The following is a 14,819-nucleotide window of genomic DNA, read 5'->3' as shown; positions in this document are numbered from 1 at the left end:
ATATTCCCAAATATGCTTTACTGTTCTAATTCCAGTTGTGTAAATCCCTTTAACCCTGATGACAATAAATTTTGCATTAAGTGTGGACAAACACTTACACCATTATTTAGAAACCGTTTCCGAGTAATACGACTTTTGGGTGAGGGTGGATTTAGCAGAACTTATGAAGCTAGGGATGCAGATAAAATAGACGAACCTTGCGTAATTAAGCAATTTGTCCCTCAATTTGAAGGAACGGCTGCACTAGAGAAAGCAACAGAGTTATTTAAACAAGAAGCGAAGCGTCTGTATGACTTGGGAGAACACCCGCAAATTCCCCGTTTGATTGCTTATTTTGAACAGGATAAGCGGCTTTATTTGGTACAAGAATTGATTGAGGGGCAGAATTTATTACAAGAATTGCAGCAGCAGGGAGCTTTTAGCGAAGAAAAGATAAAACAGCTTTTAACTGATTTATTACCTATCCTGAAGTTTATCCATGAACGCGGTGTAATTCATCGAGACATCAAGCCAGAAAACATTATGCGCCGTCTGGATGGTAAGTTAATATTAATTGATTTTGGTGTTTCTAAACAAATTACAAAAACTTTTGTAGGTGTTGGCACAACAGTAGGAACGCCTGGATATACACCATTAGAGCAAATACATGGTCAAGTTTTCCCTGCAAGCGACCTTTATAGTTTTGGTGTAACTTGTATTCGTTTATTAACACAATGTTTACCAAAAGCAGATGGTTCTGATGAACTTTATGATGCGCTCAGGGGTTGCTGGATTTGGAGAAAGTACTTACCACAAGGTAGAAGTATTACTACTCACTTAGGGCAAGTTTTGGATAAATTAATTCAAGATTATGTGAAGGAACGCTATCAATCTGCTGATGAGGTTATAGAAGCTATTAATTCTGAGGAGAATTTGAATTCATCAGTAGGGATAGATTATACAATTTTGCAAAAGTTACTAGCATCTGGTAAATGGCGAGAAGCTGATCAAGAAACTTGGAAGCTTATGCTGAAAATATCTTATCGAGAAAAAGAAAGTTATCTCAGAGTAGAAGATATTGAAAAGCTTCCCTGTCAAGACCTCTTAACTATTGATCGCTTGTGGGTAACATACAGTAATGGGCGCTTTGGTTTTAGTATTCAAAAGCAAATATGGGACAGCGTTGGGGGAAAACCTGATTTAGATTTTAAAACTTGGAAATATTTTGGAGAGTGTCTAGGTTGGCGAATTAAAAATAATTGGAAGCCTTATGAATTTCTATCATTTACATTAACTGCTCCGGCTGGACAACTACCCAGAGCAGTATGGAGTATGAGAATAGTTGGAAGAAGAAAAAGACTATCTGCCCTTACATCAAAGCTTGTAAATTGTAAAATTTAGTAGTTAAGAAAAGATTCGCTATGAGTGAAATTGTATTTCTCGTTGAAGATGATCCCGATGGTGGTTATACAGCTAGAGCTTTAACCTATATTTACAGCCGAAATCAATTGAGTTAGCCCCTGGTGCGATCGCACGAGAGATTATTGTCTCATGAGCGATCGCGCATATAATTTATAACGCTTCCCATTCATCTCTGCTTATATTAGCTTGACGTAATATTCTATTTAGTAGGCTTGGGCTAGTAGGCTTGGGCTGATGTCTCCCTGATGCGGATTGGGAATTGTCAGCTTTAATTCGCCTTTGACCATGTATTGATGCTTACCACCTGGGTAAGGGCCATCAAAACCTGCATCTTTCAGATAACGAATCAAATCCCGCCGATTAATCGATCCAAAGGGTGGCATTATGCGACCTCTTTGGTGAAATTCAGGTCAACACCATCGAGTATCGGTAGAGTATGACCCAAACGCAATCCTAAAATAATCCATCCTTCAAGAGCATCTTGCAAATCTTCCCGGCAAGCTTCTAGTGTTGCAGCGTTTGCCCAAACTCCTTGACATTCTGGAATTTCACTATAAAAAGTTCCATCCTCAAGTAACTCGTAGGTTGCTTTGTGCAATGCTGTACGAATATAATTTGTCAACATTTAGATTCTTACAACTTCATTTAGCTTTTTGATCGATTTACCTATGACTAAAATTTTACTTTTAATCGCAAATCAGCAAAACTCAAATTATTATGTATATTTTTTAATTGCCAAAAATGCGATCGCGCCCCTTTACCAAACGCGATCGCTAAATTTTCCATCCCCTATCCAATAAAATGCAGATGATTACTCACCGCACTAATTAGATTATGGGTAACGGGAAGACTATCAACTACCATCCCCAGACACAACAGCATCATGTAGGAGATGGAAAAGAGAAACAACTCTTTAGCTACAGCGCGATCCTCTGGATTTTGCAACAGCCGCCAAGATTTGTGGATAAATAATCCTCCCAGAATTAGGGCGATCGCAGCATAAAGAATTCCACTTGCACCCAAGGGATAAAACAATAACACGGTTGCAAATACTGTTACCAGTGTGTAGTACCAAATCTGCTTCACGGTTGCCGTATCACCTTCAATCACAGGTAGCATTGGTATACCCACCTTTGCGTAATCATCCCGAATCATCAGAGCTAAAGCCCAGAAATGGGGTGGTGTCCACAAAAAGACGATGGCAAAAATTAACCATGCTGACCAGCTTAATGTGCCTGTGACAGCAGCCCAACCCACTAAAGCTGGAATTGCCCCAGCAGCCCCACCGATAACGATATTCTGGGTGCTATGGCGTTTTAGCCAGTGGGTATAAACCAAAATATAAAAGACGATGCCAGAGAAAGCTAGCAGCGCGGCTAACAGGTTGGCAAATACTGCCAGGAGTGTAAAGGAAATCGTCGCCAGTGCGATCGCAAAAATTAGAGCATCGCGCGGCTGCACCTTACCGGATGGCATCGGACGATGGCGCGTCCGCTCCATGTCATAATCAATATCCCGGTCATAGACACAGTTAATCGTCTGGGCGCTTGCAGCAGCCAACGTGCCACCAGTGAGAGTTACTAGCAACAGCAATGGATCTACTTCTCCCTTAGCAGCAATCCACATACTCCCAGCCGTGGTAATCAAAAGCAACGGAATAATCCGAGGCTTGGTTAGCTGGTAGTAACTTTGAATTACCTGTAAAAATGTTCCGTGGTGGCGAGAGACATTAGTCTCAATCATTTTGGCTCTGGTTCCTTATTTTTCAACAACTTATATGCAGCCCCTGCTCAAGCTGGCTCTTTTAGGCAAACGAAAACACAGATTTTCTGCACCTGCATGGGTCGCAATACTCGCCGTTGCGGCTTTCGTCGTTTAGTGGAGAGTGGGGAGCAGGGGAGGCAGGGAGAGCAGGAGAGGCAGGGGAGGTAGGGGGAGCAAGGGAAGATGAGGAAGACAAGGGGACAAGAAGAATAACTATGCCCAATGCCCAATGCCCAATGCCCCATTCCCTACTCAGCACTCAGCACCCGTGACTCAGCACTCACTGAGTCACGTAGTGATAAAACTGTGAAAACCACCAAAGTACCCAGCAAAGTAGCTCCTATAGCTTGGTGAGAGACGGTGAGAGGTTCTACTTGGAGGTGTAATTTGAAAGTGGCGAATCCCAACAAGATTTGTAAGGTTAGCAACGCACCAGCCATATTTGCCAGTCGCCGCAAGGCTGGATGTAGTGCTGGTGTCCGCCAACAGATAAATACCATTGCCAAGGTTGCCACTGTTGGCGGCACCAAACCAGCAATATGGCTGTACATTACAGTACAAAGTTGAGAACCGCCGAGGCATTGGTGTAGCGCCCAGCGAGAGCCTACCAAAGCACCTAGCAGACTTTGCAGGTAAACCAGAACAGCAGCAGTTAAACCGACCCAAGGCAACTTACCAACGGTTCCATTTCCCTGATAGGGCGTGAGTGCTGTGCCGATAATCAGCAGGGTGCTAAAAAATAACAGCGCAGTTCCTAAATGGGCGGTAACGATATCAAACCGCAACAGTTCGGTGACGGTGAGTCCACCCAAGATGCCTTGGAAGACAATTAAAAACAGGGCGAATGTTGATGCCCAAGGCAGCCAAGAGGGTAAGAAACGACGATGCCACCAGGACAAACCAAAAAGTGCGATCGCGCTTAAACCAATTAAAGCTGCATCCAATCTGTGAAACCACTCCAAAAACACTTGGAGATTCATTTGCTTGGCTGGCACGAGTTCGCCATAGCATAAGGGCCAGTCTGGGCAAGCAAGCCCAGCATTCATGACGCGGGTGGCACTGCCTATGGCCATCAAAATTAAGGTGGCTATGCAAATTTTCCACACCAAGCGCCGAATCATTTCCTTGGGCTTTTGCTGCCCAAGTGCCGCTTCATTTTGTTGTTGTAGGACAAATTCGCTCATGAACGATACCTTCTGCCCGCTCTTGGTGGATCTCTTAAAATTTTCAATTTTCTATTTAGTGTCCCATCTCCACCCTAGCGTATAGGCTATGGGTTTATAGATTAGCACTCACTTATACTTTGAATCACTCCAGAAAGGTTTTGCCTGAAGCTTTAGGTATTTTTCAAGATGTCAGAAATGGATTAATCACAATTAATTTAAGCATTCTAAATTTTTCCTTAAACTTTTTCACTGATTTTCATCTATTTTTGGCGTTGTATGATAGTAAACTCATACTCAAAATTACTAAAATAGCCAAAAAAATTAATAAAAATTTCAGACCTTTGTCCCCCATGTCTGACAGCCTAGACTACCTTAGTAAGTGAGTAGCTTCGAGATAACATAGTAAATTCAATTAAGTAAGCCGTGAAGATTCCAACTTCCATCTGGACATTACTCATTGGCATCGTGCTAACGCTAGCCAGCCTTTGGTACGGTCAAAATCACGGTCTGTTGCCAGCAGCCGCCACTGATGAAGCCGTCTTGGTGGATGGTCTGTTCAACGCGATGATGATCGTTTCGACAGGGATATTTCTGCTCGTTGAAGGTATTTTAATTTACTCTGCATTTAGATATCGTCGGCGTGCAGGTGACAATGAAGACGGCCCACCAGTTGAAGGTAATATACCTCTAGAAATTCTCTGGACGGCGATCCCAGCAATTATCGTTATCGGTATTTCTGTTTACAGCTTTGATGTTTACAACGAAATCGGTGGCTTTGATCCCCATGCTATCCATGAAGCACCGATGAGTCAGGAGTCGATGAAAATGCCAGGACATGGGAGTGCGATCGCCGCAACTTTAAGCGATACTCCTCCTGGCACCGAACCCAACCTCAATCAAGAAAAATCTGATGAGGCAATGCAAGACCCAGCTACCGCAGCAGTTCGTAATGCTGACCAAATTCCGCAAAAGCGGAATGCCCCAGGTGTAGGTAGTGTTGCTCCGACAATTGGAGGAACTCCTGATAAAGCAGGCAAACCAGCACAATTACAAGTCAACGTCACTGGTCTACAATATGCCTGGATTTTCACCTATCCTGAAACTGGTATAACTACAGGTGAAATGCACGTTCCTATTGGGCGAGAAGTGGAAATCAGTATGACCGCCAACGATGTCATTCATGCTTTCTGGGTGCCAGAGTTCCGCCTGAAACAAGATGCGATTCCTGGTAGGCAAAGTGAGATTCGCTTCACCCCCCAAAAAGCAGGAGATTATACTCTGATCTGTGCTGAACTTTGTGGCCCCTACCACGGTGCAATGAGAGCGCCAGTAGTTGTTGAGCCACAAGAAGCCTTTGACAAATGGGTGCAAGAACAGCTAGTTGCCAGTAAAGAAACACTAAATCAAGCCGTTGCTGTTAACCCTGCGAATCTATCCCCAAATGAATTTCTCGCTCCTTACACCAAGGATATGGGAATTAAGCCAGAAATTCTGCATCAAGTTCACCATTAGTCATTAGTCATTAGTCACTTGTACTGAGCGACTTGCCTTGAGCGGAGTCGAAAGGAGTCGAAGTATTGGTCTAAATAAATGACAAATGACAAAGGACAACTGACAAAGCGCAAAGTCTGAGCGGAGGTTTCCTCCGTTCCCCGAAGGGGTTGCCGCAGGCATCAGAACTTTGTAAGAGAGGACAAATGACAAAAGATAACTAACGACTATGACCCAAGCTCAAGTGCAAGAAACTGCCAACGCCCCTGCTCTTGTTGAGGAGCCAGGGATGAGAAAATGGCAAGACTACTTTAGTTTCAACACCGACCATAAGGTGATTGGGATTCAATACCTAGTCACTACGTTCATTTTTTACTGTATCGGTGGGGTGATGGCTGACTTGGTTCGTACAGAACTGCGAACCCCAGAAGTCGATTTTGTCACCCCTGAAGTCTACAACAGCTTATTTACGCTGCACGCCACGATCATGATTTTCTTGTGGATCGTGCCAGCTGGTGCGGGTTTTGCTAACTTCCTCATCCCCTTAATGATTGGGGCAAAGGATATGGCATTTCCGCGCTTGAATGCTGTTGCCTTTTGGATGATTCCCCCAGCGGGTTTATTGTTGATCGCTAGTTTAGTGGTAGGCGATGCACCGGATGCGGGTTGGACTTCCTACCCTCCCCTGAGCTTGGTAACAGGTCAAGTCGGTGAGGGAATTTGGATTATGAGCGTCCTTTTACTAGGTACGTCATCGATTTTAGGGGCAATCAATTTCTTGGTGACATTGCTCAAGATGCGTATCCCTGGTATGGGAGTTCATCAAATGCCCTTGTTCTGCTGGGCGATGTTTGCTACCTCGGCACTAACTCTGGTATCTACACCAGTGTTAGCAGCAGGTCTGATTCTGCTTGCCTTTGATTTAATTGCCGGGACAACATTTTTTAACCCAACTGGCGGTGGCGACCCAGTGGTATACCAGCACATGTTCTGGTTTTACTCCCACCCAGCCGTTTACATCATGATTTTGCCCTTTTTTGGCGCAATTTCAGAAATTATCCCCGTGCATTCCCGCAAGCCGATTTTTGGCTATAAAGCGATCGCTTATTCGTCTCTTGCCATTAGCTTTTTGGGGCTAATTGTTTGGGCGCACCACATGTTTACCAGTGGTATTCCCGGTTGGTTGCGGATGTTCTTTATGATCACCACGATGATCATTGCCGTACCCACAGGAATTAAAATTTTCAGCTGGTTAGCAACCATGTGGGGTGGAAAAATCCGGCTTAACACTGCCATGCTATTTGCCATCGGCTTTGTCGGCACCTTTGTGATTGGCGGGATCAGTGGCGTGATGTTGGCAGCAGTGCCCTTTGATATTCACGTTCACGACACCTATTTTGTAGTAGCACACTTGCACTACGTCCTTTTTGGTGGTAGCGTTCTCGGCATTTATGCGGCGATTTATCACTGGTTCCCGAAAATGACGGGACGGATGGTAAACGAATTTTGGGGTAAGGTTCACTTTGCCTTAACAATAGTTGGTCTAAACATGACCTTCTTACCAATGCACAAGCTGGGATTAATGGGCATGAACCGCCGTATCGCCCAGTATGACCCCAAATTTACCTTTCTCAACGAAATCTGCACTTATGGCGCTTACATACTAGCAGTTTCGACATTCCCCTTCATCATTAATGCGATTTGGAGTTGGTTATACGGTGAGAAAGCTGGTAATAATCCCTGGAGGGCACTTACCTTAGAGTGGATGACAACCTCACCACCTGCGATCGAAAATTTCGATCAAACTCCAGTACTGGCAACAGGCCCCTACGACTACGGTTTGGAAAATGCTAATGAAGGTGTACCTTTATCAGATCCCAATCCCGTCTTATCTGGTGGGCCAAACTCAGTACTAAGAGCAGAACCCGACCCAGCGGTTGCCGCTAATCCCGAAGACCGAAAATAAACAGGGCAGAGGGGACAAGGAATTAGTTAATTAATTCTCTTCCCAATGCCCCATGCCCCATGCCCAATTCCCAATGCCCAATTCCCCACTTATAAAAATTCATGCAAAGTCAAACTATTGACCCAGCTAAAACCGAACTAAATCATCACCATGCGGCGGAAGCGTCCGTCGGTCATCACGAAGAACATCCAGACCATCGGATGTTTGGGCTAATTGTCTTCCTGATTGCTGAAGGGATGATTTTTATGGGGTTGTTCGGAGCCTATTTGGCTTTCCGTGCTACCTTACCTGCATGGCCCCCAGCAGGTACGCCAGAGTTAGAACTATTGCTACCTGGAGTTAACACTATCAATCTAATTTCTAGTAGTTTTGTCATGCACAATGCCGATACTGCTATTAAAAAGAACGATGCGCGGGGTGCCCAGATTTGGTTAGCAATTACGGCTGCAATGGGTGCTATCTTCTTAGTGGGTCAAGTATATGAATATACCCATTTAGAATTTGGTTTAACTACCAATTTATTTGCTAGTGCATTTTACGTTTTGACTGGTTTCCACGGATTACACGTAACCATTGGCGTTTTGGCGATTGTTGCTGTGTTGTGGCGATCGCGCGTTCCGGGCCACTATAGTAACGAAAAGCATTTTGGTATTGAAGCGGCCGAAATCTACTGGCACTTCGTTGACGTAATTTGGATTATTTTGTTCGGATTACTATATCTACTGTGAGTATTAATTAACTAGTTGTTCAATCCACGCTGACAACTTAATAAGCCCCCACTAGTGGGGGCTTTTTTAATTAACAGAATAAAAATACAGCACTTTGCAACTGAATGAGGTACAGAACTAAGCATTCACAAATCAAATTATTCTTCTTCCTCCTGCCTCCTACCTCAAAACCAGTGACTTTGTACCTCATGTAAAAGAAAACTGCTGTATGAGTCAAAAAGATTGTAGAGACATATAGGAATACGCTTTGATTTCTGTTCGCGCAGCGTGGTGTAGTCATACTGATTTGCGTAGACAGGCACTCTTGCAGTAGGCACTCTTGCAAGGGAAAGAAGGCTTCCTAGTTCTACTGAGTTTTTTCACGCAATCAAATATGAGTCCTATAGTAGTGCTATGTCTCTATAGGGTTTACATATAATGCATATTTATCCTTTAACCAGAAAAGTTAAATAAAAAATATATCAAAATAAGTGTAGACCATTCCCACTATTACTTTTGCTAGATGTAAGTGATAGAAATACGAGTAAAGTAAAAGGTAGGAAAGGTCGGAAAAGTAGGATGTTTGAGAGAAAGTATTGAATAACCAGTTAGTATACTGTAAATTGATATTCTAAGGACTGAGTAAACCAATAAATAAAGAAATTCCGCAAATTTATGCTGATTTAATTTAATGAAATGCAGTCCTAATATTTTTTCTAGTCTTAAAAGTGGAAACTTGAAGTTATTCGAGAGATTGCAATCATTGTAATTCTTGATTTTGCTTTCTCGTTTAAGTAGCTCATACCAATTCAAAAAATGTTTACGACAGATACCCAACGCCCACTCTCACCATGCTAAGGGTAGGGTAAGGGTGGATTCTTTTTTAACAATTGGTATCACATATTAATTGTGGTATTTCGTGAAAACGAATACGCATTACAGATTTACTAGAATTGTGAGTAGATCGAGATCCTAAAATGTGTGGATGATTGAAAAATTACACCGAATTTACTTCAAAAACCATTGCTCGATACTTACCCGATCTTTTTTAGGCTTTTCATTGAACTCACATCGATCTGACAAGGCGATCGCAGTTAGTTAAGAACTAAAATCTGACAACAAAATTGTAGCGAACGCTTTAAGTGCTATTTGTGCCTTTAAATTTAACTGCTCAAGCTTTTGTCAGTAATCAGACTTAATAGTTAACATCAATAGCCATCTTAACTCATAAATATTATTCTTTGTCCACAGTTTAAATACTGTGGACTCATGCTAAATTTACTTAAGTGATAATATTACAGAAGTATTTCATAAATTAATTTTGTATTAAGATACTTGTAAGGGTATTAAACAAAGCAGTCAAGCAATTAAGCACCAAAGGTATACAAAGCATAGGTCGCGCGATGGCTAACTGCCGCAAATATCAGCAAATCTAGCAGCAAGCAGTTATTCATAACCTCCCTCAAGCTCTGAATGGTCAGTAAATTAAGAAGTAGTATACGCCACATGAGCCAGAAGCCTCTAGTCAGAAAAACACTCCGAAGTCGCTTTGAAACTGTCAAAGTGATGGGAAGCGGAGAATCTGGTAACACTTACTTAGTAGGGGGTGCTATACGTAACAGACATAGATCCTCTTTCAACAGAAAAACACTTCGGAATCGCTTTGAGATTGTCAAACAGTTAGGAAGTGGCGGTTCTGGTGATACTTACTTGGCCATTGACTTGGATTTACCAGGACAACCTCATTGTGTGGTCAAACATTTCCATCCAAAAGATTCTAACCCTGCTGTTCTACCCATTGCCAAAAAGCTATTCGATCGGGAAGCAGAAGTTTTATACCAGCTAGGTAACAACCACGATCAAATCCCAAGACTGTTTGCTCATTTTAATGAAGACGGGGATTTCTATTTAGTTCAGGAATATATTGACGGTCATGCCTTGACTCAAGAAATTGTCCCAGGTCAGCGTCTCAACGAGAATACAGTCGTAAATTTATTACAAGATATCCTAGAAGTACTGGCTTTCGTCCACCAGCACGATATTATTCACCGAGATATTAAGCCTCAAAACTTAATGCGGCGGTACTCCGATCAAAAGATTGTGCTAATTGATTTTGGGAGTATTAAGAAAATTGGTGCTTTGGGAGCAGGCTTAACAATTGCGGTTGGGACTCCTGGCTATATGCCAAGCGAACAGGCTAAGGGAAAGCCAAAACTTTGCAGCGATATTTATGCAGTCGGGATGATTGGCATTCAAGCTTTAACAGGTTTAATGCCTGAGCAATTACCAGAAGATCCCAGTACTGGAGAAGTTATCTGGCGCGATAAGGCAGAGGTAAGCGATCCTCTGGCAAATATTTTAGATACAATGGTTCGCGATCGCTACAACCAGCGTTATCAGTCTGCCACAGAAGCTTTACAAGCACTTAATTCTGATGTAGCGTTGTCATATTCTCCACAATCTGCTGATATCATCAACCACAAGGCTGATGATACGTATTTGCTAACTTATAGAAACTTTATTTTGCTCCTGGGCATTGGTCTTGGTGCAACTACGAGTTTGATAGTAATAGTTTTAATCTATACATTCATTAATACGGGGACATCGCTTCCAAACCAACCTACTCCACTAAAGAGTTTTTTAGAAAGATTTGGTGGGTCATTGTTAACTAATACGAATAGCCTAGTAGCTAAATCAGCAGCTAAGAAAGGAATCTGTCAAAGCAATTGTACCATTCCAAAAAACACCAAATAGCAAATTTAATTTTACTACATTAAAAAGATTAATCATCTAGCAGCAATCATCAAACTGCCTATTAACTAGCTATTACAGATTTAGTTTGAATTTAAATATTTCATGATTACTGTAGGATAAATACTTAGATATTACTGTAAGATAAATACAATGAAACAATATTTAAAAATATGGACAATACAAATCAAAGAAAAGCTTTAATTAACAGCGAAATCTCTCTCTTTCTTAGAGGTTTGATTATTGGTAAAGTCCTCACACTTATGGTTATTGGCGGATTACTTTGGTGGTTATTGAAGCCAAATTTATTGTCCCGTAACAGCGTTAATTCCTCTAATCAAAATTTCAGTCGCGTTTCTAATAATGCATCAACTTTTCAGACAGTTGCTGATGTTCCCCCTGCCTCATTCAACTACGGAGGTAGTACCGCTTGGGCATCTATTCGGCAATTGGTAGATTCTCAGATCCAGAGCGATCGCCCGGAACTACGATTACGCTATGTAAACCCTGTTAATGGTAGTCCTGGTTCTAGCTCCGGCATTCGGATGTTGCTTGATGGGAAACTAGACTTTGCTCAGTCTTCCCGTCCCCTCACAGATGAAGAACAAGCTACGGCAAAAGAGCGAGGCTTCACCCTTGAGCAACGTCAAGTGGGTATGGATGGGATAGCAGTGGTAGTCAATCCATCACTCAATGTGCCTGGTTTAACTGTTGAACAATTGCAGCAAATTTATTTAGGGAAAATTACAAACTGGAATCAAGTCGGCGGGCCAAATCTACCCATTACAGCTTTTTCGCAACGACCAGAGGACGCAGATACAGTAATATTCCCTAACAATAGCGACTTAAAGGGGCAAGCATTTGGCTCTAATGTGCAATATGTCTACTCTGCTACAGAAGCGGTACGTCAAGTCAGTAAAACCCCTGGTGGTGTGTATTATGCTTCAGCCCGTTCAGTAGTCTTTCAATGTAGCGTGAAGGCTTTGCCATTGGGTCAGACTTCCGCTCGGCTCATTACCCCCTATCAGGAGCCGATGGTTTCGCCTGAACAATGTCCGCATCAGCGCAACCAGCTAAATACTCAGGCGATCAAAAATGGCAGCTATCCGATGATTGCTAATTTGTTTGTGATTATTAAGCAGAACAAAGGCCGGGAACAGCAGATTGGAAATGCTTATGCCAATCTTTTATTAACTGACCAAGGGCAAAGAGCAATTGAGCAAGCTGGTTTTGTTGGCGTTCGCTAGTAGATTCAGATCCCCGACTTCTTAAAGAAGTCGGGGATCTTGGGGAAGCGATCGCACCATTCACCGAATTGTAGTAAGGGTAAAAAGTCGTCGCCTGGGCAAATGAGTTTACCTTGGAATAATCAGAAAGTAACTGAGAGTAGGGAGGTGCATGAAGTAGCTGAAAAATTTATTCAGGCAAACTGTTATCAGCCCACAGTGCCAGGTATCGGATCGATGAAATGTTGATTAATACGTGGAAAAATAGGCTGTGATAAATGTTTAGAAATTTGCGAAAGCTTTATATGTTACAGTTTACAAGTCTCGATGCGAGAGAAGAGAACCCATTGCTTGGGAGAGAAAACTATCGAGGTCGGCTCGGCTACAGGGTCGGAAACTCTCGGAGAGAGAGGGAGGTGTCCCAACTGGACAGAGGTGTCAAAATTTACGTCAAACTTCGAGATCCAGGTTCCTTCCACTCTCCATCCCACGCGATCGCAAAACTCTACAAAGGCTTCTTGATCATACTTCCTGCCAAGCTTGCCGCCGACTTCTAAATAAATGTTCTTCTGAACGCTGAAGCCAAAACGTCCATTGCTATATTTTACCCACAAGCGGTCAATTGTGTGGAGGTCAGTGCAGGGAAAGTTTAAAAGTTCATCTGGACGTAACCAATCGTTTTCCTCTCTTCCAACAGCTTGCAACATCACTAAATAAGTTTCATAATCAGCTTCTTTCCAATTTCTTGCTGCTAGTAAATCGCGCAGTTTACTATAGTCAATGCCTCTTTCAGAACTGAGGTCATCTTGTGTTCCTGGCGACACTTGTAAGAGTTTATCTACGTCTACTTTTTCCAGGCTATATTTATCTTCGAGTATGTACTGATCTGGTAAAGGAGAATAAATGGCTCCCGTATAGCGGAGTAGTTCCAATAACTTTGGTTTACCACCCCAATATTTTGTAATTTCATTACACTGATTAAAGTCAAAGTTAGCAGTATGATTAAGCGCCCTCTTTTGTAAATTTGTGAGTAACTTACGGTCTACATCTAAATCAACAATTAGCCGCGGCCATTTCACATTAATAGCAGTAAACTTACCCAATTGCTCTAAGGTCAAAAGTTGATTAATAGTCGCACCTTGTGATTCATCAACTATTTCATCAAAGAGTCCAGTATTACTGGCAATATAGGTTTTGAGTCTAAATAAATTAATAAACTGCTTCAAACGACGCGGATTATAATCTAAACAAGAAGCGACCATTAACACAATATCCCGAACTGTTTGAGAATCTTGGGTTACATTAAATTTGATTCTCTCACGACGAGCTAATTTCTTTTCTATTGGAGTTGGTGCTTGTGGAGTTGGTGCTTGTGGAGGTTGCGCTTGTGAAGGTTGTACTTCTGGGTTTCGGCTTAACTGCTGCTTATTATTAAATTGTTGGAAGAATGTGGAAATATTTTTACTAACAGGCTTCCAAAAACTGGGTTTCTTTTTTTGCTGAACCGGAAGGGCGATTTTATTTAAAAAACGCTGAAAGTCTGACTGAGCTGGTTTTGGTACTTGAAAGGGAATTTGGATAAACTTCTCAAGAAAAGCATAACCGTATTCTATGCCACTCAAGAATGAGCTTCGGCTATCTTTATTGTCGGTGTTAGGTGCAATTGAGGATAAAGGCAGATAAGGGAGAATATCCTTGTACTTAACTGCAAGACCTGCTGCTACCTTCTCTCTATCCATACCAAGAATAAAAATTATATGAGGATCGTTGGATATCATCAAGTTAAAAGCCTGCATCAGATCAGCAGATTTAGCAAACTCACAACGATCGAGGTCATCAATAAAAACATAGACTTTATTGTTTTTACCTGCATAAGCTTCGACAATTTTCTTAAAGTCTTCATGGAACTTCTCCACAAAAGAAATCTGACTTTTATAATCAGGTGATTGGAGATATTGAATCAGCGCTTTTTTAGGGTCTCCAACTAATTTACGAAGTTGCTGCCATAGTGATATAACGGCTAAAGTTGAACCTCCAATACCAGCGGCTCCAATAGGTATAGAATAGGGATTTTTTGGAAGGGAGTTTTCTGTGTTACCTTGATTATTAGTATTGCTTTGATTATAATTATTATTTTGCTGAGATGAACTCTCCTTCTTTGGTTGGTCGTTACTATTTTTGGACTGAGAGTTACTATCTTTTTCTTTAGTTTTGTTAGTCTGTTCTAGACGTATATTTAAATCTTTTACACCTTTATACCAATTTTATATGAAGCTGCATATAATAGAGAAAACAAACTTGATAAATTAAAATAACCATGAGCCGCCCTTTTAAGATTGAAATCGCA

Annotated in this window: 12 protein-coding genes; 7 read left to right on the top strand and 5 right to left on the bottom strand. The window is 41.9% G+C overall.

All coding sequences use genetic code 11. The annotated features are described in order from the left end of the window. Positions 1 to 12: 12 nt before the first annotated feature. On the top strand, positions 13 to 1,380 hold the full coding sequence (locus tag V7K45_RS08005) for a serine/threonine-protein kinase (RefSeq protein WP_335002113.1): 1,368 nt from the start codon (positions 13 to 15) through the stop codon (positions 1,378 to 1,380). A 224-nt stretch (positions 1,381 to 1,604) separates the two neighbouring features. Here the strand turns inward: V7K45_RS08005 and V7K45_RS08000 are convergent, their stop codons facing one another. Together V7K45_RS08000 and V7K45_RS07995 are read right to left on the bottom strand one after the other, a co-directional pair. After that, positions 1,605 to 1,784: a type II toxin-antitoxin system HicA family toxin gene (locus tag V7K45_RS08000; protein WP_335002111.1), complete on the bottom strand. Its 180-nt coding sequence runs from the start codon at positions 1,782 to 1,784 to the stop codon at positions 1,605 to 1,607. Further along, the gene (locus tag V7K45_RS07995) at positions 1,784 to 2,026 is read right to left on the bottom strand and encodes a type II toxin-antitoxin system HicB family antitoxin (protein ID WP_094348053.1); all 243 of its coding nucleotides are present in this window, start codon (positions 2,024 to 2,026) and stop codon (positions 1,784 to 1,786) included. The genes V7K45_RS08000 and V7K45_RS07995 overlap by 1 nt, the downstream gene beginning before the upstream one ends. Before the next feature lie 43 nt (positions 2,027 to 2,069). Between V7K45_RS07995 and V7K45_RS07990 the strand changes: the two genes are divergently transcribed. After that, complete coding sequence (locus tag V7K45_RS07990; protein WP_335002108.1) at positions 2,070 to 2,201, top strand: hypothetical protein; 132 nt, start codon at positions 2,070 to 2,072, stop codon at positions 2,199 to 2,201. Here the strand turns inward: V7K45_RS07990 and V7K45_RS07985 are convergent. Together V7K45_RS07985 and V7K45_RS07980 are read right to left on the bottom strand one after the other, a co-directional pair. Next, on the bottom strand, positions 2,191 to 3,144 hold the full coding sequence (locus V7K45_RS07985; protein ID WP_335002106.1) for a heme o synthase: 954 nt from the start codon (positions 3,142 to 3,144) through the stop codon (positions 2,191 to 2,193). The genes V7K45_RS07990 and V7K45_RS07985 overlap by 11 nt on opposite strands. Positions 3,145 to 3,413: 269 nt before the next feature. Next, positions 3,414 to 4,349: a COX15/CtaA family protein gene (locus V7K45_RS07980; protein ID WP_335002104.1), complete on the bottom strand. Its 936-nt coding sequence runs from the start codon at positions 4,347 to 4,349 to the stop codon at positions 3,414 to 3,416. Positions 4,350 to 4,754: 405 nt separating this feature from the next. Here V7K45_RS07980 and V7K45_RS07975 point away from each other — a divergent pair, with 405 nt between their 5' ends. The 5 genes from V7K45_RS07975 to V7K45_RS07955 all read left to right on the top strand — a co-directional run bounded on the left by V7K45_RS07975 (position 4,755) and on the right by V7K45_RS07955 (position 12,493). Beyond that, positions 4,755 to 5,843, top strand: a complete 1,089-nt coding sequence (locus V7K45_RS07975) for a cytochrome c oxidase subunit II (protein ID WP_335002102.1) — start codon at positions 4,755 to 4,757, stop codon at positions 5,841 to 5,843. A 208-nt stretch (positions 5,844 to 6,051) separates the two neighbouring features. After that, complete coding sequence (gene ctaD / locus V7K45_RS07970; protein WP_335002100.1) at positions 6,052 to 7,788, top strand: cytochrome c oxidase subunit I; 1,737 nt, start codon at positions 6,052 to 6,054, stop codon at positions 7,786 to 7,788. 101 nt (positions 7,789 to 7,889) lie between these two features. After that, positions 7,890 to 8,516, top strand: coding sequence for a cytochrome c oxidase subunit 3 (locus V7K45_RS07965; RefSeq protein WP_100898841.1), 627 nt, complete (start codon positions 7,890 to 7,892; stop codon positions 8,514 to 8,516). Positions 8,517 to 10,001: 1,485 nt separating this feature from the next. Continuing rightward, positions 10,002 to 11,249, top strand: coding sequence for a serine/threonine-protein kinase (locus V7K45_RS07960; RefSeq protein WP_335002097.1), 1,248 nt, complete (start codon positions 10,002 to 10,004; stop codon positions 11,247 to 11,249). Between the two features lie 170 nt (positions 11,250 to 11,419). After that, positions 11,420 to 12,493 carry a PstS family phosphate ABC transporter substrate-binding protein gene (locus V7K45_RS07955; RefSeq protein ID WP_335002095.1) on the top strand — a complete coding sequence of 358 codons (1,074 nt, stop codon included), beginning with the start codon at positions 11,420 to 11,422 and terminating at the stop codon, positions 12,491 to 12,493. Between the two features lie 287 nt (positions 12,494 to 12,780). Here V7K45_RS07955 and V7K45_RS07950 read toward each other — a convergent pair whose 3' ends face one another. Next, on the bottom strand, positions 12,781 to 14,526 hold the full coding sequence (locus V7K45_RS07950; RefSeq protein ID WP_335002132.1) for a GUN4 domain-containing protein: 1,746 nt from the start codon (positions 14,524 to 14,526) through the stop codon (positions 12,781 to 12,783). Positions 14,527 to 14,819: the final 293 nt, after the last annotated feature.

This window comes from Nostoc sp. (genome assembly GCF_036917375.1).
Classification (GTDB): Bacteria; Cyanobacteriota; Cyanobacteriia; order Cyanobacteriales; family Nostocaceae; genus Nostoc.
The sequence above is the reverse complement of the archived record's forward strand: the minus strand, read 5'-3'. Positions and strand labels throughout refer to the sequence as shown.

Bases quoted from the DNA above. Each gene is read 5' to 3' on its own strand.
- V7K45_RS08005 (WP_335002113.1), top strand. From the start codon at position 13: ATGCTTTACTGTTCTAATTCCAGTTGTGTAAATCCCTTTAACCCTGAT.
- V7K45_RS07960 (WP_335002097.1), top strand. From the start codon at position 10,002: ATGAGCCAGAAGCCTCTAGTCAGAAAAACACTCCGAAGTCGCTTTGAA.
- V7K45_RS07955 (WP_335002095.1), top strand. From the start codon at position 11,420: ATGGACAATACAAATCAAAGAAAAGCTTTAATTAACAGCGAAATCTCT.
- ctaD (WP_335002100.1), top strand. From the start codon at position 6,052: ATGACCCAAGCTCAAGTGCAAGAAACTGCCAACGCCCCTGCTCTTGTT.
- V7K45_RS07965 (WP_100898841.1), top strand. From the start codon at position 7,890: ATGCAAAGTCAAACTATTGACCCAGCTAAAACCGAACTAAATCATCAC.
- V7K45_RS07985 (WP_335002106.1), bottom strand. From the start codon at position 3,144: ATGATTGAGACTAATGTCTCTCGCCACCACGGAACATTTTTACAGGTA.
- V7K45_RS07995 (WP_094348053.1), bottom strand. From the start codon at position 2,026: ATGTTGACAAATTATATTCGTACAGCATTGCACAAAGCAACCTACGAG.
- V7K45_RS07990 (WP_335002108.1), top strand. From the start codon at position 2,070: ATGACTAAAATTTTACTTTTAATCGCAAATCAGCAAAACTCAAATTAT.
- V7K45_RS07980 (WP_335002104.1), bottom strand. From the start codon at position 4,349: ATGAGCGAATTTGTCCTACAACAACAAAATGAAGCGGCACTTGGGCAG.
- V7K45_RS08000 (WP_335002111.1), bottom strand. From the start codon at position 1,784: ATGCCACCCTTTGGATCGATTAATCGGCGGGATTTGATTCGTTATCTG.